Annotated in this window: 23 protein-coding genes; 3 read left to right on the top strand and 20 right to left on the bottom strand. The window is 41.2% G+C overall.

Annotated features, from left to right (window positions below):
* Positions 1 to 86: 86 nt before the first annotated feature.
* Together I6N90_RS12475 and I6N90_RS12470 are read right to left on the bottom strand one after the other, a co-directional pair.
* Positions 87 to 776 (bottom strand): AIM24 family protein, encoded by a 690-nt coding sequence (locus I6N90_RS12475; protein WP_197935952.1) that lies wholly within the window; start codon positions 774 to 776, stop codon positions 87 to 89.
* Positions 773 to 1198 carry a hypothetical protein gene (locus I6N90_RS12470; protein ID WP_197935951.1) on the bottom strand — a complete coding sequence of 142 codons (426 nt, stop codon included), beginning with the start codon at positions 1196 to 1198 and terminating at the stop codon, positions 773 to 775. Before I6N90_RS12470 ends, I6N90_RS12475 begins: the two co-directional genes overlap by 4 nt.
* Before the next feature lie 248 nt (positions 1199 to 1446).
* Between I6N90_RS12470 and udk the strand changes: the two genes are divergently transcribed.
* Positions 1447 to 2070 carry a uridine kinase gene (gene udk / locus I6N90_RS12465; protein ID WP_197935950.1) on the top strand — a complete coding sequence of 208 codons (624 nt, stop codon included), beginning with the start codon at positions 1447 to 1449 and terminating at the stop codon, positions 2068 to 2070.
* 85 nt (positions 2071 to 2155) lie between these two features.
* On the opposite strand, the gene I6N90_RS12460 is transcribed toward udk, so the two are convergent.
* The 7 genes from I6N90_RS12460 to I6N90_RS12430 form a co-directional block, all read right to left on the bottom strand.
* Positions 2156 to 2680, bottom strand: coding sequence for a DsrE/DsrF/DrsH-like family protein (locus I6N90_RS12460; RefSeq protein WP_197935949.1), 525 nt, complete (start codon positions 2678 to 2680; stop codon positions 2156 to 2158).
* A 184-nt stretch (positions 2681 to 2864) separates the two neighbouring features.
* Positions 2865 to 3128, bottom strand: a complete 264-nt coding sequence (locus I6N90_RS12455; RefSeq protein WP_197935948.1) for a metal-sensitive transcriptional regulator — start codon at positions 3126 to 3128, stop codon at positions 2865 to 2867.
* Positions 3129 to 3206: 78 nt separating this feature from the next.
* Positions 3207 to 4358: an MBL fold metallo-hydrolase gene (locus tag I6N90_RS12450; RefSeq protein ID WP_197935947.1), complete on the bottom strand. Its 1152-nt coding sequence runs from the start codon at positions 4356 to 4358 to the stop codon at positions 3207 to 3209.
* Positions 4359 to 4379: 21 nt separating this feature from the next.
* Entirely contained in the window at positions 4380 to 4964 is a 585-nt protein-coding gene (locus I6N90_RS12445) for a sulfurtransferase TusA family protein (protein ID WP_269669498.1), read from the bottom strand.
* Positions 4965 to 5012: 48 nt separating this feature from the next.
* Positions 5013 to 5789: a sulfite exporter TauE/SafE family protein gene (locus tag I6N90_RS12440; RefSeq protein WP_197935946.1), complete on the bottom strand. Its 777-nt coding sequence runs from the start codon at positions 5787 to 5789 to the stop codon at positions 5013 to 5015.
* Positions 5790 to 5948: 159 nt separating this feature from the next.
* A complete protein-coding gene (locus I6N90_RS12435; RefSeq protein ID WP_197935945.1) occupies positions 5949 to 7703 on the bottom strand; it encodes a sensor histidine kinase in 1755 nt (584 codons plus the stop codon).
* On the bottom strand, positions 7700 to 8392 hold the full coding sequence (locus I6N90_RS12430; protein ID WP_197936573.1) for a response regulator transcription factor: 693 nt from the start codon (positions 8390 to 8392) through the stop codon (positions 7700 to 7702). The genes I6N90_RS12435 and I6N90_RS12430 overlap by 4 nt, the downstream gene beginning before the upstream one ends.
* A gap of 169 nt (positions 8393 to 8561) precedes the next feature.
* On the opposite strand from I6N90_RS12430, the gene I6N90_RS12425 reads away from it, so the two are divergent.
* A complete protein-coding gene (locus I6N90_RS12425) occupies positions 8562 to 9767 on the top strand; it encodes a DUF418 domain-containing protein (RefSeq protein WP_197935944.1) in 1206 nt (401 codons plus the stop codon).
* Positions 9768 to 9970: 203 nt separating this feature from the next.
* Positions 9971 to 11212 carry a DUF418 domain-containing protein gene (locus I6N90_RS12420; protein WP_197935943.1) on the top strand — a complete coding sequence of 414 codons (1242 nt, stop codon included), beginning with the start codon at positions 9971 to 9973 and terminating at the stop codon, positions 11210 to 11212.
* Between the two features lie 190 nt (positions 11213 to 11402).
* On the opposite strand, the gene I6N90_RS12415 is transcribed toward I6N90_RS12420, so the two are convergent.
* The 11 genes from I6N90_RS12415 to I6N90_RS12365 form a co-directional block, all read right to left on the bottom strand.
* Positions 11403 to 11651 (bottom strand): cold-shock protein, encoded by a 249-nt coding sequence (locus I6N90_RS12415; protein ID WP_197935942.1) that lies wholly within the window; start codon positions 11649 to 11651, stop codon positions 11403 to 11405.
* A gap of 76 nt (positions 11652 to 11727) precedes the next feature.
* On the bottom strand, positions 11728 to 11928 hold the full coding sequence (locus I6N90_RS12410; RefSeq protein ID WP_197935941.1) for a cold-shock protein: 201 nt from the start codon (positions 11926 to 11928) through the stop codon (positions 11728 to 11730).
* A 191-nt stretch (positions 11929 to 12119) separates the two neighbouring features.
* A complete protein-coding gene (locus tag I6N90_RS12405; RefSeq protein ID WP_197935940.1) occupies positions 12120 to 13271 on the bottom strand; it encodes a response regulator in 1152 nt (383 codons plus the stop codon).
* 91 nt (positions 13272 to 13362) lie between these two features.
* Positions 13363 to 16413, bottom strand: a complete 3051-nt coding sequence (locus I6N90_RS25270) for a hybrid sensor histidine kinase/response regulator (RefSeq protein ID WP_197935939.1) — start codon at positions 16411 to 16413, stop codon at positions 13363 to 13365.
* A 159-nt stretch (positions 16414 to 16572) separates the two neighbouring features.
* Complete coding sequence (locus tag I6N90_RS12395; RefSeq protein WP_197935938.1) at positions 16573 to 17496, bottom strand: hypothetical protein; 924 nt, start codon at positions 17494 to 17496, stop codon at positions 16573 to 16575.
* A gap of 102 nt (positions 17497 to 17598) precedes the next feature.
* Positions 17599 to 18315 (bottom strand): 4'-phosphopantetheinyl transferase family protein, encoded by a 717-nt coding sequence (locus tag I6N90_RS24750; protein WP_197935937.1) that lies wholly within the window; start codon positions 18313 to 18315, stop codon positions 17599 to 17601.
* A gap of 43 nt (positions 18316 to 18358) precedes the next feature.
* On the bottom strand, positions 18359 to 19702 hold the full coding sequence (locus I6N90_RS12385; RefSeq protein WP_332262451.1) for a M20/M25/M40 family metallo-hydrolase: 1344 nt from the start codon (positions 19700 to 19702) through the stop codon (positions 18359 to 18361).
* A gap of 32 nt (positions 19703 to 19734) precedes the next feature.
* Positions 19735 to 21009, bottom strand: coding sequence for an ACP S-malonyltransferase (gene fabD, locus I6N90_RS12380; protein ID WP_197935936.1), 1275 nt, complete (start codon positions 21007 to 21009; stop codon positions 19735 to 19737).
* Positions 21009 to 24188 (bottom strand): non-ribosomal peptide synthetase, encoded by a 3180-nt coding sequence (locus tag I6N90_RS12375; RefSeq protein WP_197935935.1) that lies wholly within the window; start codon positions 24186 to 24188, stop codon positions 21009 to 21011. Before I6N90_RS12375 ends, fabD begins: the two co-directional genes overlap by 1 nt.
* A gap of 18 nt (positions 24189 to 24206) precedes the next feature.
* The gene (locus tag I6N90_RS12370; protein WP_197935934.1) at positions 24207 to 24932 is read right to left on the bottom strand and encodes a thioesterase II family protein; all 726 of its coding nucleotides are present in this window, start codon (positions 24930 to 24932) and stop codon (positions 24207 to 24209) included.
* A 34-nt stretch (positions 24933 to 24966) separates the two neighbouring features.
* Positions 24967 to 25938, bottom strand: a complete 972-nt coding sequence (locus I6N90_RS12365) for a hypothetical protein (protein ID WP_197935933.1) — start codon at positions 25936 to 25938, stop codon at positions 24967 to 24969.
* Between the last annotated feature and the right edge of the window lies 1 nt (position 25939).

The raw sequence follows: 25939 nt of genomic DNA, 5'->3' as shown, positions 1-25939 counted from the left end.
AGTGGCCTTTCTCTATTTATCAGCTAATAAAAGCAGATCATATTGCATTAGGAAGTACCTTCACCCATGATGCTTAGCGTCCACAATTATTTTATATACACACTCCCAAAAGGAAGCACTTCACGCAATATACGTTTAAACCAGCCGTCATCCATCATCTTATCCTGTAAATCTTTATCCTTCGAACCCGTCTGAATGAGAACGGGACCTCGCCCCCTAATTTCCCACTGAACGTTCATATGTTGACTTGCAAGTGAATTACCGTAAACGGACAACTGAATCGATGCATCTTCTGGATAAGCAACAAGTGCATTTTTGTCGACAAATAACGATCGATCAGGATCTAACTGCATAGTAGCCAAGTCTCCAGCAGTTAATACACCAAGTGTTCCTGGCCCAGAAAATTTGATTCTAACGATTTCTTTCGTAATCCACGCTGTCTTCCATTTTAACACTTTGCTCTTAAACGTCATGCCTTCAGTAAACATAACAACATGTCGGAAATCGAACAATAGATTGCTATCACCTGGTATATCCATAGCTTCAAGTGTATAGCCAACAGGTAATCCGAGCAGTAATTGAGATGGCCCTTGCAGTTTTGAACGAATCCATTTCTTCTTTTTGAACGCACCGCCCAAATTCATAAACCGATCCTCGCGGCTGCGAGCGGATCCCTGATATGCCACAATCGATTTAGGATTCAGTATATGTAAAGCATCCTGTCCATCCAAATCAATTCGAACATGACCAACCGGCGAAGGAGATATTATTTTCATGGCAACATCGCACTTTGCTGGTCTCTGCCTTGTTTGCGCCATACAATGTATCGCCATATCCGAACGGAAATAGCATATACGGCCACTAATGCTATTAATGTGCCAACTGCATAAGCAATTTTGCTAAATAGCGACTGACGGTTCTCTTCCATCTTCTCCATCTTTTCCATCAGTTTCTGATTGTCTGCCAACAACTTTTCATTTTGCTGTTTGGCGAGCTCAAGCTGCTCACGTTGTGATTCCAGCTGACTTTGTAGGAGTGATGTTGTTTCATCGTATTGATCTTGGAGCTTCTGAAGCTCTTCGGGGGCGTCATAAATCCCTTTAATTCGTTCTATAACGCCTGCGTTCGCTATTGTTGATGCCGATGGATATAACAGCATAAATAAGATAATAGTAATGAATACCTTCATAATCTTCATAGGAATCACCTTCTTTTACATTAAAATATTAAGCTTAGTAATAGAGGTATGTCTCTATTATTCTACCATATTTCTGTCACCGATTGTCGAATGAAAGATAGCTATGTCACGAATCACAGCTAATAAAAATAGCTGCTTTCCTATAGTTAATTTTTCCAACTGCAACGTTAGGATGAAAATTAACGCATGCTATGCTACAATACTTTAGTTGTATCGGTAATTAATTCTCAGGAGGCTATGGAAAAACCATGCTTATTATAGGTATCGCCGGAGGTACAGGTTCAGGCAAAACAACTGTAGCACGCTCCGTTATTGACCATCTAGGATGGGATAAAGTAACGTTTATTTCTCAAGACAACTATTATAAGGACCATTCCCACCTTACGATGAGTGAACGTGAAAAGGTAAACTACGATCACCCGCATGCTTTCGAAAACGAGCTGCTCATCAAAGATTTAATGTCTCTTAAAGAGGGACTAGCAGTAATTACGCCTGTATATGACTTTACCGTACATGCCCGCTCCAAAACAGAGACGATTGAAATGCAACCTAACCATATCGTCATTCTTGAAGGTCTTCATGTGCTTTCGGACGAGAATTTACGTGAAATGCTTGATATTAAAGTATTCGTCGATACTGATCCTGACGTTCGTATTCTTCGCAGAGTATTACGAGATATCGAAGAACGCGGCAGAACAATACATTCCATTCACGATCAATACTTAAACGCTGTTAAACCGATGCACGAAGCTTTTATCGAGCCATCCAAAAAACACGCGCATATTATTATTCCTGAAGGCGGACATAATCAAGTCGGCATACAGATGCTTTCGACGCTCACTGAAAAGTATTTATTTGAGCAAGCTGAATAACATTAGTATTGCCATATGTAAAAAGCCGCTGCGACGGTCACATCGACCGTTACAGCGGCTTATACAGTGGAACGCTACTACCACTTTAAATAAATAGGTTTACTTTAGCTTCTGTTGCATCCCCTAAATATGCGGAAACCCCAGCATATTCCAAACCATCGATTAATTCCTCTTGCTTAAGTCCAAGAAGATCCATCGTCATTGTACAAGCAACTAACTTTACTCTTTGTTCTTGTGCAAGTTCAATTAATTGCGGCAATGAAAGTGCATTGTGCTTTTTCATCACATGCTTAATCATGCTTGGCCCCATACCACCCATATTCATCTTTGATAAACCTAGCCGCTTCGCTCCACGTGGCATCATCCACCCGAACATTCGCTCAAGCAAGCTCTTGTCTGTCTTTACGACTTCATCTCGGCGCATTGTATTTAGCCCCCAGAAGGTAAAGAAAATGGTTACCTCGTGATCGTAGGCAGCAGCACCATTCGCAATAATAAAAGCAGCTATCGCTTTATCTAAATCACCACTAAACAAAACAATCGTCGTTTTTTCCTGTTCCAATCTATATGGCACTCCCTTATATATGTGAAGTATTAATTCGCTTTTCATTTATACCTATACTCCTATGAGTATAGAATAATCATACAAAATCCCATTACTATTTTCCTTAAGATAACATGCCGATGTTTAATACTTGAATGTACAAGAAAGGTGCAAACATGCTCAGCCAGTACATGACTACAAGTTGTTTGCACCTATGATAATTGAGACTTGGGAAACGGTGTCGATACGGTTATCTGCTCTTTACGAGTAATTCGACCGCTTCCTTCACCAATTTGCTTGTATCCCCGCCTCTTTCTTTCTCCTCCATAATACATTGCTCCAAGTTTTGGGCTACAATGTATGCCATTGCTTTATCAGCGGCGCTGCGTACGGCGGATAGTTGGGCGACGACATCTTTGCAATCTTTGTTCTCCTCCATCATTCTCATGACGCCGCGAACTTGACCTTCCATCCGCTTTAACCTGCGCATAACACTTTCATCATACTTATTCATGTCGATCCCTCACTTCCTCTTAATCCGATACATTTCCTTATACCCCTACAGGTAATATATATCGTTCAAAGGAGAAGATCAACTAGATCGTATCGCACAACGATTCGGACCTATTTCCATTTCGCGCTGTTCCTCATCAGCAGCATTCAATTGACCCATGTTGATCTGTCTTATTTGTTCATATGCATGAGGATGCTGTGGCAAATGTTCCGTCACTTCTCGTCTGAAAGTCGTCTCATCGTCTATTTGCAAACCATCGTTCCGTTCAAACAACTGACCTAACGTCGCAGAAACTCGTCCTCCTTCACCGAGCTCAGCAATACCGCTGAAGTGTGCAGGCAATACAATGAGCTCTTGGGGCAATTGTTGATAGCGTTCATATAACGTTTGTCGTAAATCGCCAGCCCAATCCTCAGCTTGACCCGCAAGATCAGGACGCCCAATTGATTCGACAAACAAAATATCACCAGTTAGCAAATACTGCTCGTCAACTATGAACGATGTGCTTCCAATCGTATGCCCAGGTGAATAAAGTGCCTTCATCCCAATTTGCGTGTGACCGATCGTCATGTTATGTCCATCTTCCAGCTTTTCATAATGAAAGGTAACGTCGACCGCATCCTTAGGCGGCAACCAATAAATTGCTCCACCTTTTTCCGCAAGCTTCCTGCCACCTGAAATATGATCCGCATGCAGATGCGTATCCATCGTATGCTTAATAACTACACCTAACCTATCTGCAAACGTCTCATAGACGTCTGTCATCCTCATCCCGTCAATAACCGCAGCTTCCCCGCCAGACACGACCATATAGGACAAGCAGCCTTTACCCAGACGAACGAACTGATAAATAGCTCCGCCACCCTTCAGCTCACCAATCTTCACAGGCTCCATATGCTCACTCCAAGCCTTCATACCGCCCTTCAAATAGTACACTTGTTCACCAGACAAACCCGCTTCTAACAGTTGCTCCGCAATGAAAACAGAGGAACCTTCCTTTGCACATACGACAAGCACCTCTTTATCATGAGGAATCAGCTCCAGCACAGCATCAACACCGTCTAACAATTCAAAGTACGGCTTATTAATGGAAAAGATATTTGAGCCTTCAACTTTCCAGTTTTCATAGTCGCTTTCATTCCGCACATCCAAAATAAAAAGCTCCTTGCCATCAATAACATATTGTGCAAGCTTCTTAGCTTCCATCCCTGTTGCTTTAACTGTTGTCATGTTAAATCTCCTTTCGCTTTATTAGATGGATGCAACTGTACGTCCGCTCCACCCCGACATCCCTGGCAGTACATTTTTTACCTTTAAGAAGCCATGTCCCATCAATAATTGACATGCTAGATCACTTCGAATACCAGTTCTACAGATTACATAAATGTCTTGCTCTTTACTTAGCTCAGACACTCTCTCCTCCAGCTGTCCCAGAGGAATAGACACGGCACCAGGCACATGCTGGAATGCAAATTCTGCCGCTTCCCTAACGTCCAAAATGAGAATCTCTTGCTGCTTTTCTACTAGACCAGTTAATTCATCATTAGTAACAGTATGAGGATAAGCCATCGACTGCTTCAGTTCATTTGGGTGCGATTTTCTAACGAAATGTCTCATTAGTTCACCTTCAGTTACTGTACCGAGGTAGTCATGCCCACTTTTTCGAGACCAAGCTTGCAAATCAGCAAGTGAACCTTTATCTGTAGCTTGAACCTCAATAACTTGACCAGACGACATACCTTCTATCGCTTTTTTCGTTCTCACTATTGGCATTGGGCATGCAAGCCCTCTGCAATCAATCGTTACATCTCCATTTAATTGGTTTGAAGTTGTCAATTTAGCTCTCCCTTTATACCCTATGGGGTATATTTATTTTAAAAATTTTTATGCTATATCAAACCAAATTTTAATAACGGTTGCGAAGATTAACCCCGCTAACACCCACTGTAGCACCTTTACATTCATTCGCTGACCTAGCTTTGCACCAATAGGTGCTGCTATAACACTTGCAACAATCATTACAAAGGATGGAATGGGAAGCATATGTCCTCCCATAATTTTACCGCCCGCCGAACCAATCGATGAAAGAAAAGTAATCGCCAGTGACGATGCGATAGCAACTCTAGTCGGAATTTTTAATAGAACAAGCATAATGGGGATCGTAATAAATGCCCCTGCCGCTCCTACAATACCGGATAATAGACCGATCAAAACGGCTGAACCTGACGCTAATCCTCTATGAAATGTTACATTCCGATAATCTCTTTCTTCTTGCTCATGCTTTGGAAGAAACATCATCACTGCCGCAATTGTGGCAAGCACTGCGTAGGTCATATTGATAGCCCCATCCGATAAAAAGCGTGAGCCTAGCCCACCAATAAAACTTCCAATAAGAATAGGCACGCCCATATAGAAGACAAGCTTTTTATGAATGAGTCCTCCTCCAAGATAAGCGAATATCCCGGATAATGAAGCAAAAAATACTTGAACAGCACTAATGGCTGAAACTTCTTGTGCAGTAAAGGCAATAAATCCTAATGCAGGCGGTATATAGAGCAGCATAGGGTACTTAATAATTGAACCACCAATGCCAACCATCCCAGATATAAAAGATCCTATAAACCCAATCGCAAACAACGTCAGTAACCAGCTTATATCCACATTCTTGTGAGCCACCTTCCCAACAATACATATACCCCTATGGGTATTATAATAAACACTAAGATTTATGATGTCAACCCATAGACCAAAACTCTACTTCAGCCCGATTCTAGAAATACGCAAAAAAAGGACCCTCAAATGAGGGTCCTCTACTATCTATCATTGCTCCAACGAGTTTCGATTATCCATAATTGGGAAAACCAACGTTACTTTCGAACCTTTGCCAATCGTTGATTCCGCATTGATATTACCTTTATGTGCAAGTGCAATTGATTTTGCTATACTCATCCCAAGTCCGACTCCTTCGCTACTCTCGTCCGTATTGGTGCCTCTATAATAACGTTCAAACAAATTGGATAACGTCTCTTCATCCATTCCAACGCCATTATCGCTTATGATAAGTTTCGCATTTCCTTGTTCCTGCCTAGTTATAATGGTAACTGTCGTGCCCGCTGGATTATGTTTAACAGCATTTACAATAATGTTATTCAGCATGCGTGTAAACCACTTATCATTAGCCTCAACATAAATAGGGCTTGTACCACCTTGATATAGGAAATTAATTTGTCCCATCGTCTTATCATTCACAAATGTTAGTACAATTCGTCTAACAAACTCGCCTACCTCAATTTTGTTAACGACAAATGGCAGTTGCTTGTTCTTTAATTGGAATGCGAGGGAAAAATCTTGTATCAAATCGATTAAAAAATCGCTTTTCTCCCTAATCGTAGCTCCCATATCCTTTAATTCCTCATCAGTCCACTGGAACTGTCCACTTTCGAGTAAATGTCCATATCCTTGGATAGAACTCAGCGGTGTTCGCAAATCATGAGAGATGCCTGTCATCCATTCCTCTCTGGTCTTGTCCAATCTAATCCGATCCTGCTCAATAGCGTTTAGCTTCTCCGTCATATCGTAGAAACCATCGATCATCTCCTGATATAACTTATAACTGCTACGCAGTTTGCCGCTTTTGCGATATAGCTTCTTGCGTTCCTTATCGGATAAAGCTTCTAATTTACCTCTTCCGAGCCTGTCGAACCATCCGATAAACAGTAACAGCGGCCTGCCATACCGATAACCAAGATAGATAGAAATAACCACTGTAGATAGTAGTACAATTATTCCGAATACACTAACAAACACAATAACGTCTTTCATAAACGGTTCTTTTACGTATTCACCCTTTTTCTCCTCATGCAGCAACCACATATATTCAGAATCAGTATCAATAAAAATGGAAATATCTGTAGGATAATTACCTTGCATCCTCTTCATTAAAATTAATTCTAGCGGCTTATAACGTTTAATGTCATTAGCAATACCAGCTGATTGTACGATCGTTCCTTCATTATCCACAATGTGCAATGTACGTTTTGTCTCTTGAAGTACGTTATCCACCGTTGCAATGTCTGCTTCTGCGATCAGACCTTCCGTTTCATATGTTTCAAAAAGCGAAAGTGTTGCGTTTGCTCCATCATCTCTGTATCCCATCATATAGAGTGCTGAGTTTTCTACTGAATCATCTGTAGCCATCATTACGTCATACGAACGAAACCTGCCAGTATCTTCAATTCTCATTAACTCGCCAAGCTCATAAGTGAGCGGCAAGTCTTTCGGCGTATTTGTCGAGTAAATAACATTACCCTTATGATTTACAATTTGAAGCCAGTAGTGATGATCAGCTAACTGCTTAACCCAACGTTTCGATACGATTGCTTTATTTTCACTCACTATCGTCTCCAAAACAATGCCATCCAAAGCACCATTCGGATAAGTTCTTTTTAATTCATTATTTACTACAAGCTGCAGCACGAACAAAAAGATCGCAAAAGTTAAAAGTAAAACAAAAACAAACAATAAGAACGTCTGATAAGTGAAATGAAGCGCTAATCTGCGTCTAACGTTTCTCATGGCAGTTTTTCCTTAACGAGCTTGTATCCAAGTCCTCTAACTGTCAGAAGGAGACGTGGATCGCTGGGATTCGCCTCGATTTTCTCCCTTATCTTACGAATATGTACCATTACTGTATTGTCGTCCCCATAACCTTCCATTCCCCAAACTGCTTCATATAGCTGCGATTTGGAAAATACAAGGTTCGGATTTTTGCATAGAAAATGGAGAAGCTGATACACCATCGCAGGACAGCTAACAGGAACGTCACATACTCTTAGCTCCCCAGCTGCTTCATCCAGCACAAATCTTCCGAAGTCATATTGTTGTCGGTTATCCTGGGCAACAGCTTGTGCCGGTAAATTGCCTCTTCGCAGCCTTGCCTTTACTCTCGCTGCAATTTCAAGCGGGTTAAATGGTTTCGTAACATAATCGTCACCACCAGTTGCAAATCCAGTTAATACATCAAGATCGGAGGTGCGAGCTGTTAAATATATGATGTGGGCGTTAGAAATCGCTCTAATTTTCGGACATAGATCGAACCCTGACTGATCCGGCAGCATAACATCAAGCAATGCGATATCTGCACCATGTTTCTCTATAAGTCTTAACGCTTCCGCCGCTGTGTGAGCTGTATATAAATTGTGAAAACCCTCCTTGCGGAGAACCATCTCTATCATTTTTGTAATGGAACGTTCGTCATCAATCATAATGATTTTAGCATTTGAGTAATCCAATTCGAATCCCCTCCCGCCTCTTAGTTTACTACATAAACCTTAATTTCCGTTTAACTCCAAATGATTAATTTAACTAGAAATAAGCTGCTCATAACATTACGGTAAAAAAGAGGATTTATAATAAGCTATGAGGTGATCGTACATGATAGCAAATACGAATCGACAAGGGATTGTAGACGCGATTCGCGGCTTTAGTTTACTAGGAATATTATTAGCCAATATGCTGATTTTTCAATATGGCATGTGGGGAAAAGATGAACTCGAACTATTTAAGGCATCCTCGTTCGATCATGGGATGCACACATTTGTAAAAATCGTCATTGAAGGAAGCTTTATGCCGATCTTTACGTTTCTGTTTGGCTATGGCTTATTCAAGATGATGGAAGGGCTCGAAACGAAAGGACTAAAACCAAAGCGGGTGCTCGTCCGCCGATTCCTGATGTTGCTCGGACTTGGTCTGCTTCACTCCACTTTTGTCTGGGATGGTGATATTCTTTTCTTTTACGGAATGATAGGCTTCTTCCTATTGTTATTCTTGAAACGTAAAGCAAAAACGGTACTAATCTGGGGTATCGTTCTCATTTCTTTATTTGGACTACTAGGACTTGCAGGTACTGATCCAGAAGAAAGTGCAGTTGGCGGCGATCCTGCTAAGTTAGAACAGTTTATTAAAGATTCCATACCTGTATACTCAGAAGGCACATACGCTGAAATTATGAAGCATCGCAGCGGTCCTTCTCCAATGGATGACATGGGCCCTATTGTCACGACATTCATGTTGTTACTCGCCCCGATTATGATGGCACCTATGTTTCTATTCGGTATTTATGCAGCGAAGAAAAATTGGTTCCTTAATCCTGAAGAGAAAAGAAAAAGGTATTTAAAAGGAGCTATTTTATGGCTCATCCTAGGTTACGCGCTTAAGTCATTAAAATTCATTTGGCCAGACTTCATTTTGAGCGGAGTAGGCGAACTTATTGGTGGTTCCATTCTAGCACTTGGATATTTGCTAGGCGCTGCATGGGTACTGTCTCATGTAAAAGCTTCTAGGACTGCCTCTCGCTTTGCCGCTGTTGGTAAGTTGTCACTTACTAACTACTTAATGCAATCGGTTATCTGTACAGCTATTTTCTACGGATACGGCCTCGGACTATTCGGTAAAATTGGAATAGCAGGCGGCATTGGTATTGCACTTCTTGTTTACACGGTTCAACTTATCTGCAGTGTATTGTATTTGAAACGATTCAAGATCGGTCCCATCGAGTGGCTGCTTCGTTCTTGGACGTACTGGTCATGGCGTGGAAAGCCTAAGACAAATGCTCTTCAGCCAGTAGAAATAAATGCTTAATAAAACTTCCATTTTCTATGCATAAACAATGGACTGCACTCTTGTAGAAAAATCTACGACAGTGTGGTCCTTTGTGTTGTTTATAGATACGCTAAAATACTTAATTTCTGTTTAATTCCTCCGTCTAAATTTATCTATATTTAAACTGTTGATAACATATTGGTAAATAGAGGTCTGTAAACTAAATACTGAGGTGATAAAAAATGACAGGAAATACAACAAGGCAATCCATTGTAGATTCAATTCGTGGCTTTAGTTTACTCGGTATTTTATTATCGAACATGCTCATTTTCCAATACGGGATATTGGGAAAAGAAAGGCTTGATCTGTTTGGCGCATCCTCTTTTGATGATGGGATGCTCATCTTTATGAAGATTGCTGTTGAAGGAAGTTTTATGCCTATCTTTACGTTTCTGTTTGGCTATGGTTTATTCAAGATGTTTGATGGACTAGAAGTAAAAAGGCTTAAACCTAGGCGAGTACTTACCCGTCGATTTATCATGTTAATTGGTCTTGGCCTGCTTCACTCAATATTTGTATGGGAAGGTGATATACTTTTATTTTATGGAGTGATGGGATTTTTCCTAATGTTATTTTTGAAACGTAAGGAGAAAACAGTGTTAACATGGGGCATTGTCATTCTATCTCTGTGTGTTTTGCTAGGGATTATATTTAGTGGAAGTGATCTTGCCACTATAAAGACCGATCCAGCTAAGACAGAGCAGACCATTACACATTCTATTCCAATCTATTCTGAAGGCACATACTTAGAAATAAAGGATTATCGCAATAGTGGTTCTGGTTTGGAGGACGACGACGAACTCGGACAGGTACTCATATTACTATTAACTTTATTCCTAACATTGCCTATGTTCCTATTCGGGATCTATGCCGCAAAGAAAAACTGGTTTTTATCCCCTGAACAGAAGCGGAAAAGTTATTTAAAAGGAGCACTCTTCTTTCTTCTAGCAGGTTATGTTGGTAAATCAGTACCTTTTATTTGGCCCGATTTTATAAAAAGCAGTTACGAACTAAATACTGCAACATCATTTTTCACACTTAGTTATGTAGTAAGTTTTGGGTGTATTCTCGCGTTAGGTTATTTGCTTGCAGCTGCGTGGCTGCTTTCTCATATTAAAGCTATTCCAATGGCTTCGCGGTTTGCTGCTGTAGGCAAATTGTCGCTGACAAACTATTTATTGCAGTCCATTATTTGTACATCATTATTTTATGGTTATGGCTTAGGGCTATTTGGAAAGCTTGGTATTGCTGGAGGCATAGGTGTTGCATTGCTCGTTTATTTGGTTCAACTATTCGCCAGTGTCCTCTATTTGAAGCGGTTTAAGATCGGTCCTGTTGAGTGGTTGCTCCGGATTTGGACGTACTGGTCATGGAATGGCAAGCCGAAGACCAATGTCGTGCAGACAACTGATTTAAAGACCTAACACACGATGTTGTTTTAATAACAAACATAAGGGGCTGCTTAAGAGTTGATCATTCCACTCGCGCATCCCCTTCATATTCACTAGTTATGTTGGTTGCAAAAAAACTAATAACATTAGTTTGTGAATAAAAAAAATCCACGCCGCACTCGATTGTGGATTTCAGAATCTTAGTTGTATAAGCTCATATCCATTAGGATGGGCTTAGATCTTTCGTTTCCTGTTTCTTGACCTCTGCCTTCGATCCATAATTCGAGCCCATAAGAATCGGAAGACTTTTCATCGTGCGGATCATTGGAGACAGACATTGGGAACAAGTTGGAACGTCTTCGAATGAATAGTTTTCTCTAACCCATCCGTTGCAGTCGTCCTTTGTACATGACCAAATGGATGTCATTTCATTAGGCAATTCTGCCATTGGTCTCTTACGGGAGTAATACATTGACATGTCCCTCCTTCTTTTTTCCCTAGAAAAAAAACTACCCTACGCTGAGGCAGGGTAGTGGCTGTTGCAAATACTACAGTTTTACAACGTTTTCAGCTTGTTGACCGCGTTGGCCTTGAACTACGTTGAATTCTACGCGTTGACCTTCGTCAAGTGATTTGAAGCCGTCGCCTTGGATTGCTGAGAAATGTACGAATACATCGTCTCCGCCCTCTACCTCGATGAATCCGAATCCTTTTTCTGCGTTAAACCATTTAACTGTACCTTGTTGCATTGTTATTTCCCCCTAATACTGAATGTTACATGGACATTAAAAAAGTCACATATCGAAAAGGCAGCATCGCAACCAATTCCAATATGCGACCTAAAGTCTCATATACGATTTACTAACTATAACACATCATCAGGACAATCGCAATTTCAAACATCAAAACTCCGTTAATTACCAAAAGTTTTTTTGAAAGTTCAACGTTTTAGTCCGAAATCAGACGAAACCATTCCTTCAAATAGCTCCTGTGTAGAGGTTGATGGTTTGAGATGGAGTTCTCCGAGCCGATCTACCAATTGACGATATGTACGTAGTACATGTTCATTATGGCCAAGTTTTTTATAAGCATACATCAAAATACAATATGCAGGTTCATCACATGGTGATAAATAGCTGACTCGTTCAGCAGCCTCTATCGCTTGCCTATATTTTTCCCCGGCAAGATAAGCTTCCGCAATGCTCAGTAGCCGCTCAGATGCTGCAGATACAAGAAGTTCACTTTCTTGGGAAGCCCATAGATAATCCTCATCCTGCAACAAATTTCCTTTATAAATTTTCATCGCGTTCTCAGCATCTTCCAAAGATACTCCGTTACTATTTCTCAGCTCTGAAACCCGCTCCTTGAAAAGAAGCGCATCAACCTGTAGCCGATTAGCATCAAGTACGTACCTTTCTTTCTCAAATAGAACAAATCGATCTAGCCCTACTTGTTTCAAATGCTTTCGAATCAAACTTATGCACGTGTGAAGATACACTTTTGCTTTTGGATATGGCTCTTCCGACCATAAATCTTCAATTATCCGATCTCTATGGACGGGAACTCCGTTTTGCAAGGAAAGGTAAATAAGCAATTCCTTTTCTTTTGCAGTTCGCCACTTATACGCTCCGCCCTGTTCTGTAGATGCATAGAAAGCACCCAGTAAGCGGACACTAAGCGTATCGAATTTCTCATTCGAATTGTCTGGACTATCCGGAGCGATTCGTCCTTCAAAACCTTTTTTCAATCGTGCAATCGTTCCCTTGAGCCTATCTGGATCAATTGGCTTTAGAAGGTAGTCCATCGCAGCAAGCTCAAATGCTTTAATTGCATACTGATCGTATGCCGTCACATATACGATTGCAGCTTCTGGATCTTGGCTTCGAATCCGTTCTGCAAGATCCATGCCATTTAATCCTGGCATCTCGATATCGAGAAACCAAACGTCTGGTTTAGCAACTTCGATGGTTAGAAGTGCGTCATATCCGTTACTAAATCTGCCGATTGTTTGTATTTCACCTGTTTTATGTAGAAACATCTCTAATAGGTTTAACGCATGTTCTTCGTCATCAACCAGAAATGCTGAAATCATCTCGTCTCCACCTTTCCGATGCGTTCTATATTAACAGATCGTTCTTAACATTAACTGAAACGAGTATATTTTCCCCTCTTAGTTGATCTCATCATAATTGCTGAATAGGCAACCAAATGGTCACTTTAGTCCCGTGTCCAGATTCACTTTCGATAACTGGCGGCTTGCCAGTGACATGCAGTAGACGTCTCATAATATTGCGGAATCCGACACCTTGATCCGATGTTCCTGGGCCTAGAATTGCAGCCACCTGTTCCTTAGTCATTCCGACTCCGTCATCTTCAACAACGACCATAATCAAATCATCTATTTTACGAATTGTCAGCCGAACGGTACCACCTTTAACTTGTTTAGAGACGCCATGACGAATCGCATTTTCTACAAGTGGCTCAATCGTTAATGGCATTATTCGATAATATTGAACTTGCTCATCTACATCGAGCTCTACCCATAATCTTGCACCGAATCGCTCTCGTTCAATATCGACATATGCTTGGATAAGCTCCATCTCTTTGCCAATCGTAACGGTTTCTTCTGTATTGTCGAGATGAAAGATATAACGCAAGTAACGACTTAAACTTCCGAGTAACTCCCCTGCTCGTTCACCATTTGTATAACATAAAGACATTATTGTACCGAGTGCATTATATAAAAAATGGGGTTTGATTTGTGATCTTAAAAAGGCCATTTCGTTTAAAGCAGCTTCCTTCACTAATCGATTCATAGAAAACAGTGTATGAATACGAACACGAACTTCACCCGCATCAAAGGGCCTAGTTATAAAATCGCTGGCTCCTGCTGCAATTCCTGCTTCAATGTCAGCAGGTGTACTTCGAGCACTAATTAAGAGTACTGGCAGTTCCGCATGATTGAAATGCCTGCGTACTTTTCTACATAACTCATAACCATTGCCTTCTGGTAGCATGACGTCAACGATTATGAGATCTGGACGTTTTCCTCCTATAATACGATCATATGCCTCTTCATCTGTTCCGACGCATTGTACGCTATAGCCTTCCATCGTCAACATACTGTACAAATGCTCTACGTCTACTGGATCAGCGGAAGCGACTACGATAGTACCCATCCCGTTATCTTTCCCCGCTCCACTTTCCGTTAGTTCCTCACCTTCATCATAGAGAGAGCTTGCTGCAACAAGATCATATACATCTGACTCAACTGTCTCTAGTGGGCTTTCGCAAGCAAGCCAAAAGGTTACAGCTCCCGAATTTTCGCTGACAGAGAATGAGCCGCCCATTCGTTCTACTAACTCTCTTGCGATGGACATGCTTCTTGCAAATCCATCGTCTCTCTCTGGTTCTTCATCAATAGTTGCTCCTGTACGCAACTCACTTGACTTCACTTTATCCAATCGAATATCGATTTGCACATTATCGTTGTGCTTACGGCTTTCAATCCAAACGACAGTATCATGCCGATGTCTTAATATAAGATGAATGACGTTATACATCACTTGCAGAAGACGATTTTCATCAGCTCGAACAAATCTAGCATCCAGCGATATTCCATGTCGAAGCTGTACGTTTTTCCCTTTTGCCAAAAATCCAAACACTTCCATTACGACGGTTACACAAGGTACTAGATCCACGGTTGACGCTCGAACCTCTAGACGTCCATCTTTCATACGGGCCGCATCAATAATATCTTTAACCATATTAGACATTCGATAAGCCGTATTACGGATTAGTTGAAGCTTATCCCGCAGATCACTTTCTTCTATTTTTCTTAGCGGTTGCGTTAGAAGAGATTGAGACACATTAATAACACCATGTAGTGGTGTATTCAATTCATGCGATGTAATAAGAAGAAACTCATCTTTCATTTGGTCCGCAATTTGCAACTGACGAGTTAACCTTCTCATAGCATCATAAGCTACTATGTATTGATAAATAAGCAACAACCCTACTGACAATATAAATAAAACGCCTGATATGTTTGTTAATACTAACGAAATTCGGTTCCCAGAACTCAAAGCAACGACTAGCGTTGTAAGTACTTGAAGCCATGTAGAAGTCAAAAGTAGCTGAAAATGTCGCTCGGCCATTTGCGAGAAATTGCGCTTAACATATTGATAGCCTAACACCAAAGCTAACATGACACTCATTATCGCGATACTTATATAGAACAAGTCCTGAAAAAGCGAATACACCCTAAAAGGAAGTATCGTAATTGCAATACAATAAATGGATAAAGAAGAGAAAAACGTTAATAGCCATCCTTTAATCCAAGACCGCCCAATGAGCTTCCATGCGATAAAAAATAGAAGTCCAGGCATCAAATAAACTGAAATATACTTAATCTTGAACGCTATTTCGAATGGAATGTGCGGGAACAATTGCAAAAAGAGCCGTTCCCCATTCGTAATAACACTAATAGCAAATCCTAATGAAGATATCGCAAATAAAAGCAGCAATGGATTTCTATGAAATAAAAAGTATAGACATATAAACAGCAACATAAATAACGTAAGGACGACAGCAATCGTTAGTTCGACTGTTGCACGAATTTGTCCCCTCTTTGCAATGTCTTGTCCTATTCCAAAATCAATAGAATTGAAAATACCGCCATTAATATATTCGTAATTTGACGCATGCAAAACGATTTCGAGCTCATTACCCGTTGCACGGAAATAGCTGCTATACGGTACATTTCGAGGCTTATAATCGCCTGGGGTAATACTAGGATTTCCTGATTTGCCTAACAATAAGCCATCCACATATAGACTGTCCGCAAATCGAACATATTGTTTGGCAATTCCAAGCATACGATCCGTCGGTGCATTTTTAATAATAAGACGATATGTCCCAGAACCATGCCCTTTCATTTCGCTGCCGTTCGCCTTCTTCAACCCGTTCCAATTGCCAGGCACTTTAATAAACAGCCCAGTAGGTTGTAGGGCACGTGTTTCTTTAGGAGTGAGCAATACATCCGGGTAAAAGGACCATTCTCCATCTAGCGGAAATATACGATTTTCATCCCAATTCCAGCCGCTTAAATCTAATACTCCTCCCTTAATGACAGGTGCTTCCCTATCATCTTTCGCCTGTTGCCAGACAATGAATATCCATATAAAGGTTATTGCAATCATCCCAATGATATATTTATCTCTCCAAAGCTTCACCGGACTCCACCTCAGCATGACTATAATTTTCTAATCATAATTTTAAATTCTGTTCCGTACAATAGCGATCTATTCTTTTCATATAAATAATTAGTCTCCTTAAATAGAACGAAAAAAAACTTGCCCGATGTGGACAAGCTTTCCTGTATGAGTAGTTAGTTATTGAATCGTTTCTAATCCGACTTCCTTCATCGAAGTCCACATTTGAAAGATCCAAACGAAAAAGCCTATATAACATACAAATATTAAAAGCCATTTCAAAGCAATAAATAATCTCATTTTGACGATTGCATAACATAGGAAATAAATAACTAAACCAGATAATGCACCATACAGAAAAATGAAAGATATCATAGAAACAAAGAAAGTTATATATATCACTGCCCCTAGAACTATCCATCTAAAAGGTGAGTTTTTTCTCCTCTTAACAAGTGGTTCTGAAACGGTACGACTATTTATTACACTGAACATTATGAATAAAAGAAAAGTAAAGCATATGTATTGTGTAGCTTCCTCCTTATTATAAAGATCAATAAGTAGAGTTGGCCAAATAAAGAGAATCGCGAAACTCCCTTTAGCTAAATAGCCTACTGCCCGTTTTTTCATTATGTAATAGCTAGCAAACGGAACTTGCCAGAACCTAATCGTTTTATTAGTAGCTACTTCAGACATGGCTAGTAGAAAACCTACTATAAACAAAAACGAAAAGAGGGATACAGCTGTGACGACTATAGAGAAAATCATCATTAGTATAAAGTAACCCTTTGATTCTGTACTTGCTTCCACCAGTTTATCTTCGGCGAAAGACATATAAAATGTATAACTAGTTTCAAAATTAATGAGCACTAGTCCAAAAACAAATATAAACACAATAAATCCAATAATTGACCATAACGTTGTTGGCCAATGGATGAAAAACTTTTTTTCTCCGTTTCTTGGCACTCGTTTCGTCAATAGAAAATACGTTGCCGCAAATCCTGCAATAATAAGTAAGAATGGGTACTCGAATGTGATGTTAAGGCTATAAACAATCCATATCATCCAAGCAAGCAGTACCGTACTTATTATTCTCTGAACATGCATCAAACTTCACCCCAGCGTCTATTAATGAATTATTCTTCATTAATACTATCAGACTATATGGGGTAGTAAAGAGAAATAGGTTAGCTATGTAAGATCCGGAAATTAGGGCTGTATTTTGCGGAGAGACCAATCGAATGATAATTGCACGAGCAATTCTTCAATGCTCCAATGGCTTACCGTTAAAGGAAACTTATTCTTGAATGAGCAAGCAGCCATTTTGTAATGCGGTGCTAGCTGATATTGCTTGAAATAAACATTTTCACCCTCTGGCTTCAATGTAATAGTCCGATCAGATTGAATAGCAACAGAGAATGAATGCAATGGAATAGAAAGCCCTTCACCTTTAGCCTTGATATAACTTTCTTTAAGCGTCCATAGCTCGTAGAAAAAAGCCGTTCGTTCCCCTTCACTTTTAGCTAACAACTCTCTATATTCCTCTTTGGCGAAATAGGAGCTTGCTATATTCATATCTATCGGTCGCACTTCCTCCACATCAATACCTACTGCAGCAGTACTGACGAATGCAACTACCCAATCTCCAGAATGGGACACGTTAAAGTGTAAACCTTCACAGCCTATTAAAGTAGGTTTCCCATATTCATTGTAACTAAATGCGATGTTTTCATTAGGGACACCTAATCTACTCATTATAGCTGTACGAATTAATGCTTCCCCTAACAATGTACGATAGGCATCTTTAACGAGACGGAATCGATTGATCTGAGACCGTTTCTCCTTAGATACAAGACTCAACAACATATTATACTCATTTATATTAATAATGGATGGCACTTCTATAACAACAATTTCGGCGCTCACTTCGCCCTACACCTCCAATTTAATTCTTGTTTCTACCACATTGCTATGTGGCGATTCCTCCATACCTAGTCAGTACACAAAATATAGCCTGCGCTCCAAATTCAATTGCATGTACAGGCACACGTTCATCAGTAGCATGAATGAATGCGCTAAACTTCATATCTTCTGGTAGTGGCATCGGCAGAAATCCATACGTTTGTATGCCTAGTCTGGCAAAATGTCTAGCATCCGTTGCTCCTGGCAGAAGCATTGGGACGGGTATCGCTTCAGCATCTGCATCTGTTAAAACATCAGATAACAGCTTAAACAGCCCCATATCGGGCTGCGGCGGTGAAGGATCATATCGCAATACTTTAAGTTCAACTTTCTGATTAATCATATGTTTCCGCAGTTCATCTATGAATTGTTCCGATGTGAAGCCGGGCAGCACTCTCCCATCGAGCTCAACAATGATTTCACTTGGATGAACATTAATTTTCTCCCCACCTCGAACAACGGTAGCATTAACCGAATGACGAAGAAGCGGCTCGAATAGTTGACCCTTGTCACCAAGCATCTTCAAGATGACATTCGTCCGACCTGGATGAAGTAATCCCTTTAATATGAAACCTGAAACGGCTGGCAATGAATCTGCCATTGCATGAATCATAGAAGCAGCGGCTGGTGTATGATGTACGGGAAGCTTTACGCGACTGAGCGACTGTAGCAGATCACCCAATTGCTTCATACAGCCATCCTCAAGGCGGATTGAGCCGTGTCCTCCTTCGCTACGAATTGTAGCTCTGAGGAAACAAATTTGTTTCTCTGCAACCATGATTGGATAAAATTTTCTTCCGCTTACTTGGAAAGAAAAACCTCCGAATTCCCCAATTGCATATTGAACTCCTTCGAAGAAATGAGGAAAGTTGTCTACAAGGAAAGATGCTCCGTAATCGCCGCCCGCTTCCTCATCACTTACAATCGCTAATATGACGTCGCCTTGCAAATCTGCTCTCTCCGTATATGCACGTAGAAAAGCCGACAGCATCATTGCGACTCCACCCTTCATATCGAGGCTACCACGCCCCCATACGTAGCCGTCATGGATTTCTCCGCCGAATGGATCATGACTCCATACCTGCTTGTCTACTCCAACTACATCTATATGCCCGTATAAAAGAAGGGGAGGTGCTGTTCCATTCCCTTTGATTTTTGCGATCAGATTAGGTCTGCCTGCTTCTTTAGCAACAATAGTAGTTTCAATGCCAGCCTGAACAAGTAGTTTTTCAATATACGCTATGCAAGCTGCCTCATCCCCTGGAGGATTCGTCGTATTAAAACGAATCAACTCTTGTAATATGGTTACAGGAGATTCGTATATTGGATTAGGAGTACTCAATTGGTTCACCAGACCCTTCCTCTTTCATATAACGCTTACTTTTAGATCATCGTTGCACCTTCAATTGTCGAATTAGCAAATAATTGTTTCACACCGTTCTCCTCCAAAAGTCGCTTTAGTCGGTTATTTCTCTCCTCCTTAGGAACCAATTTTGTTTCGAGTACTGAAACTAACATAAAATAAGCTTGCTCCATCTGTTCCCACGATGCGTTTTGTCCACTTTGTTGCAGCTCGAATAAAGTCTTTTGCAACTTTCTGTACGGCGTAACTGCACCCTGAGTATAAGCTTCCGTATCCCAATTCCGATTACGTGTAGAGGTTGCGATTGTCATACATTGAATAATAAAATCAAGTGAAAATTCCCCTTCGCGACTTTTATTCCCCCTGATCAATAGCTCCATATCAGGAGCATGATCAAAGGAATACACCTTCAAAGTTGTGACGCCTTGAGCTAACTTCTTAAGAACAGACTGAGGTCCAAGTTCTATGGCTTCTGACACTCCGTTTTCTAGTAAGTAGCGTATGACTGTCGTCCATCTGACAGGAGCCGTTAGCTGCTGGGTCAATATTTTTGCTATATCGTTTGTACTACCATATGGAACTCCTGTTACGCTTGATAAGACTGGATATTGGAATGGAGCAAACGTGTGCTTACTGAGCTCTTCAGCAAATTGCTCTGCTGCAGGTGCCATGAGTGGACTATGGAAAGGTGCACTTACTTGAAGAGGAATAACAACACCTCCTAACTCTGTAAGCCGTTCGGCAGCCTCGTTTAGCGCACCCTTATGACCAGAAATAACGACCTGCTCTTCTGAGTTAATATTAGATACAACTACCGTTTCCGAGCCTCCATTGTAAGAGCCGCTAACAATTGTACAAATATGATGAACATCATCTGCCATCAAACCCGTTACTGCAGCCATTGCTCCTCCCCCAAGCGCTGCCGCATCACGCATTAACTCGCCGCGTCGATGTACAATACTAACTGCACTCGCAAACGGAATACCACCAGAACATGCTAACGCAGTAATTTCCCCTAAACTATGTCCCGCCAAATAGTAGGGAACTCGCCCAGTTACATCCCTATAAATTCGGAACATAGCCATCCCAAGTGTCAATATGGCTGGCTGAGCGTACTCAGTCCTTGTTAGCTCTTTCATGCTGCCTTCGAACATAAGTTTTGTCAGATTAATATGAAGAACTTCGCTTGCTTCTTCTATCGTCTCCCTGGCGATCGGATAGGCAGCACACAGCTCCTTACCCATACCTACATATTGAGATCCTTGGCCCGGAAATAGTAATGCATGCTTCTCCATTAGCCTTCACGTCCTTCACAAAGTTCATTTATGATCATATCGAAAGACTGCTCATATAGGTCCAGCAACCCAACTATTCCAGCTTTATCCCATAAAGCAGCATCATACATACAACAGATCGCAATTCCATTACCCGTATCTTCCAGCTGAAATACGAGACCCAGCATAGCTATATAACTTTCCGCTCCACTGAGATCTACAGCGGAGAACCAAGGAACAATTCCGCTCTGCGAACTTCGGAATCTCGCTGCAGTTGCAAGTGTCGAAAAGGTATAATAGATACCTCCAAGTCTTTGGCGCCTAACTTCCGAGATCAATTGACCAAATTCAGCATAGTGAGTCAAGTTCACTGATAATGAAACCATCCGATCGTTTGTCCCACCTTTTATGAAGGTGGTCACTTCGTCTGCTATCGCAATATCTGATAGCACGTACAAATAAACGACTAACAAAATATCGATATTCTCTACACCTAGCTGTACAGTAACCAAGTCTAGTTTGTTCAGCGGTCCGTCTGGCAATTGTCTCGTCAGGTAACTCGCACCAAACTCTCCATCGTCTTCGGTCTGAGCTTTTTTATTATGAAAAATAATGCCCTTAAGCTTCGACAAATCACTCATATCGCCTTCTTCGCCAGTTGGAGCGTCAAGTAGTAATGCCATTCCACGAAGCGAAGCGTCACTAAACAAATCGGCTACCGACACACGATCAGGATATTTGTCTTCAATATATCGATGCAGGGCTACAAGCAAAATAGAGTTTCCTCCTACTTCAAAAAAATGATCATCCGCTCGGAAACCGCCCCGATGAAGCACCTGCTGCCACATTTTCGCTACATTGCGCTGCATGTCTGTTTCTAGTTCGGGAATAACATCTATTTCATTTAGTCCTCCTAAGTGCATGTTAGAAGCGCTTAGTGTAATCAATGCTTTACGGTCAATTTTCCCATTTGGAGTAAGCGGCATATTAGCCATCCAAACATATCGCTGAGGAACCATATATTCAGGAACACGACTAGCCATAAAGTTTCGCAGTTCCATTTCAGGCAACTGAGCCTTAGCAGCATAATAAGCGCATAACCACTGACTACCCTTATCATCCTCTTCCAGCAATGCAGCACATTCCGTAACAAGTTCGTAACAAGATAGTACTGACTGAACTTCTTCCAGCTCAACACGATGTCCGCGAATTTTTACTTGAAAATCTCTTCTTCCAAGAAAATCGATTGTGCCGTCGGCCATATAGCGCGCTAGGTCACCTGACTTGTACATAAGCTCACCAGGGTAGAAAGGATCAGGTACGAACCGATCTGCCGTAAGCTCTGCATTACCCCAATACCCAGTAGCGAGCCGATTTCCAGCAATACAAAGTTCACCTGCAACTCCAGGAGGCAACATTCGTCCATTCTCATCTACAACATATATTCTGACCCCGACGAGTGGCCTACCAACTCCAGGATAATGATTACATATCCGCTGTGAAGTAGACCAAACGGTCGTTTCAGTAGGGCCATACACATTAAACACTTTTAATTGTTTATACTCTTTTAGTTGATCCCAAATGTCTGGTATAAACGGCTCCCCGCCAATCATTACATCCGTCAAATGATGGAGCCAGTTGCTTTCTGTACGACTGTTCAACATCAATTGGAGTCTCATTGGCGTTGCCACTAGCATCGAAATGTCATGTTTAACGATAAGAGACTTTAATAGCTCGGGGTCTCTGCGCTCTAATTGGGTTGCTAAAACTACCTTCATCCCATACAGCAGCGGCATAATCAAATCATGAATCGAAACATCAAACGCCACACTTGCTAGTGCAACCATCGTTTTGGCTGGAGTAAACGCTACTTCCGCAGCCATACCCTCCATAAACCGAATAGCATTTTCATGTGAAATCATGACACCCTTTGGGTTGCCTGTAGAGCCCGATGTATAAATGACATAAGCTAGATCTTTTGGGGAACCTGTTTCCCATATCCCTGATTGTAAAGACATGCTGTCGGTATGCTCGGTCGTGGACTCCGCCGCTTCATCGTCTATACATAAAATATCACCTGTAAATGTAGATAATTGCTCTAACAAATGGCGCTGTGTGAGCATAACAGGCGCACCTGTATTTTCGAGCATAAAGGCAACACGAGCTGATGGATATTCAAGATCGATCGGTACGTATGCACCCCCTGCCTTCCAAACAGCAAAGATGCCAACAACAAGATCTATTGATCTTTCGGACAATAAACCGACAAGAATACCAGCGCGTACTCCCTGTCTTCTTAGCCTTACTGCTAGTAGATCAGCCCGCTTATTCAGCTCGGCATATGATACTGACTTCGATTCGCAAATGACTGCTACCTCAGAGGGACGTAATTTCACTTGCTCCTCAAAAAGGAAGTTCATCGTCCAATTCGATTGAGGCGTATTTGTCGGTAAAAATCTCCCTGTTTCCTTCGTTTCTTCCGTTTGATCACTGCAAAATGAACGGAGAAGCTCACTTATTTCATTTTTGCTCAAAAGCTCAAAGCTATTAATATTGAAAGGTTCGTTATCTCTGAAGTTGTTAGCAATTCGTTCAATCTGTTCTCCTAGTCTCTCTACCATTCGATGACTATATGTCGCTTCATTGTAGATTAATGTAAGCCGGTCACTTTCCCCAGCCAGCTCCCCTAAGTGAAACAAAAACAACATACTGAAACTTGTGGGAGATGATATTTCATGTATGTTCTCAATCGCAACTGCTACAGCATCCGTTTCATGGGACATTACAGATACGTCGTTCACATTCGCCACTGCTGCATTCTTTACTTTGTTCTCAGTCTGCTCAAGAAGAGAAACCAATGTCTCTGTTTCCCTTATGGAAACACGTAGTGGGGACCAACGATAGTGGCTCGCCGCATCATCTTCTAGTGTTGGAAATGCTAAAACAATAGATTCATCGCCTGTATACTTATGAAGCAGCGTACTAACCATAGCAAGCAACTTATTAAACAAATGCTCATAAGAGATCTCATTGCTTCCTGCCAACTGACTAACAATAGATTCGGTAAATACGATTTCATAATGAGCAGAACGGAATCCTTCCCTCCTGATTGTCAAATCGGATGGAAATCCGCTCGCTTCATTCCACAAGCTTTGTACGTCCTGTCCCGCCTCCTCGGCAAAAATACGAACCATACCCATTGATCCCGAACCCCCTTGCTATCTTTGTGTCATTACACTGCTAGTTAAAATCCCTAACATTCTGTCGTTAATAAGTGAGATTACTTTCTTTTCATGTTCCTGAATGAAGAAGTGACCACCTTCAAACTGAACGATGTCACATGTATGACTTGTATGAGATTTCCATTCAATAGATTCACCACATAAGCTCGTATCTTGATTGCCATTCATTACAATCATATGAACGGGTAATGGCTCTCCCGGCTCATAGTGGTACGTCCCAACAAGCTTAAAATCTGCACGCATGATAGGCATAAATAAGTTTAATAATTCCTTATGTTGGAATAACTCATTAGAAGTACCGCCCAAACTTTTTATTTCTTCAATAAACGCTTCATCAGGCAGCAAATACGTTGTTCGATTGCTCTCGACCGAATGCGGCGCATCTCTACCCGATAGAAAAGCAGCTATCGGCAGTCTTAATCCCTCATCGCGCAAACTGCGCATCAGCTCATAAGCTAGCAAACTTCCCATACTATGACCGAAGATCGCATAAGGTCCCGTAGTATACTTGCGAGTGAAGCGTAGCAAATCTTTCACTGCTGACGGTACATCCTCACAGCAAGACTCTCCCATTCTGCCTCCTCTGCCCGCCATTTCGAGCGGGGTAAGCACAATGGACGGATCTAGAGCCTTCGCCCATTTTTTGTACACTTGAGCGGAACCTCCCGCATACGGCAAAAATAGCAACGGTATCTGATTCATGGCCTGCCCCTTTCGTTTGTCGAGTGGGATATATTTATTCGCTGCTTGCTACATTGCCCCAGAACACTCTTTCTTTGGCAAACAGCTCTTTTGCTAGCCCTATCTCACGATCACGGTCAAATTTATGTGTGACGAATGCTTGTTTAATCTCTTCCCAACCATCTTTTATTTCTTGAATTTGCTCCATCAGTGAGTCACAAACAGTATCCTTAAGTAACTTCTGCTCGCGAAGAGTGCGTATCAACCCAATGTTTGCTGTATGTCTATTACTTATAATGTTAATACCGATCAGTGCATAAGTAATATGAGACTGATATTTGTCTGGACTCGAATCGACGTTCCACATGCCTTCAATTGAAAACTTTCCAAGTTCACGTTCTAGTCTTAGTGCATTTTCAACTACTTCCGCTAGTTTCAATTCATAAGGCTCAATCGTCGAATGAAGATTGTAGATGTAATAGGCTGGCCCTGTATAATTTTCATTGATATTATATTCTGCGTTCAAAAATGCCCTCCGAAGTCTTTCTTCCGGAACTTCATGTTCGCTATAACCTTCAAGTGTATCGTCTATAACATAGAAGGTTGAATTCTCTTCGTTATAGCCGTTAAATAAAGAATAGTGATACCAATGAAACTTCCGCCATGCCATGCTGCCGGGAAGCCAGTAGTATAAATCAACATTTACACTTAAATTGCGTCCACCGCTCAATATTTCCTTAATCTCTTCGGTAAACGTTTCTTTATTGCGGAAATGTCCAGGTTCGATCAAACGAATAACGCCTGTTAACGGGAATTTGGTCCAGTCATCAAGATAATATAACGTATCGATTGTTGGATAACGAAAGTCTTGATCTGTCGCCGCAACCCACGGATAGTAGCGATAAATATTCAAATAGGCCGCATTATGATAGCTTGGGTGAGCGGAAGCAGCAATTGAAAATGCCTGATTGAGCATACAGTTCATCCAAAACTCGTTAAACGGCTTTCTTTCCAGCGTCATTTTCATC

It is taken from the genome of Paenibacillus sp. GSMTC-2017 (assembly GCF_016019935.1).
Taxonomy (GTDB): domain Bacteria; phylum Bacillota; class Bacilli; order Paenibacillales; family Paenibacillaceae; genus Pristimantibacillus.
Note: the sequence above shows the minus strand (reverse complement) of the source record. Positions and strands in the feature narration are given on the sequence as shown.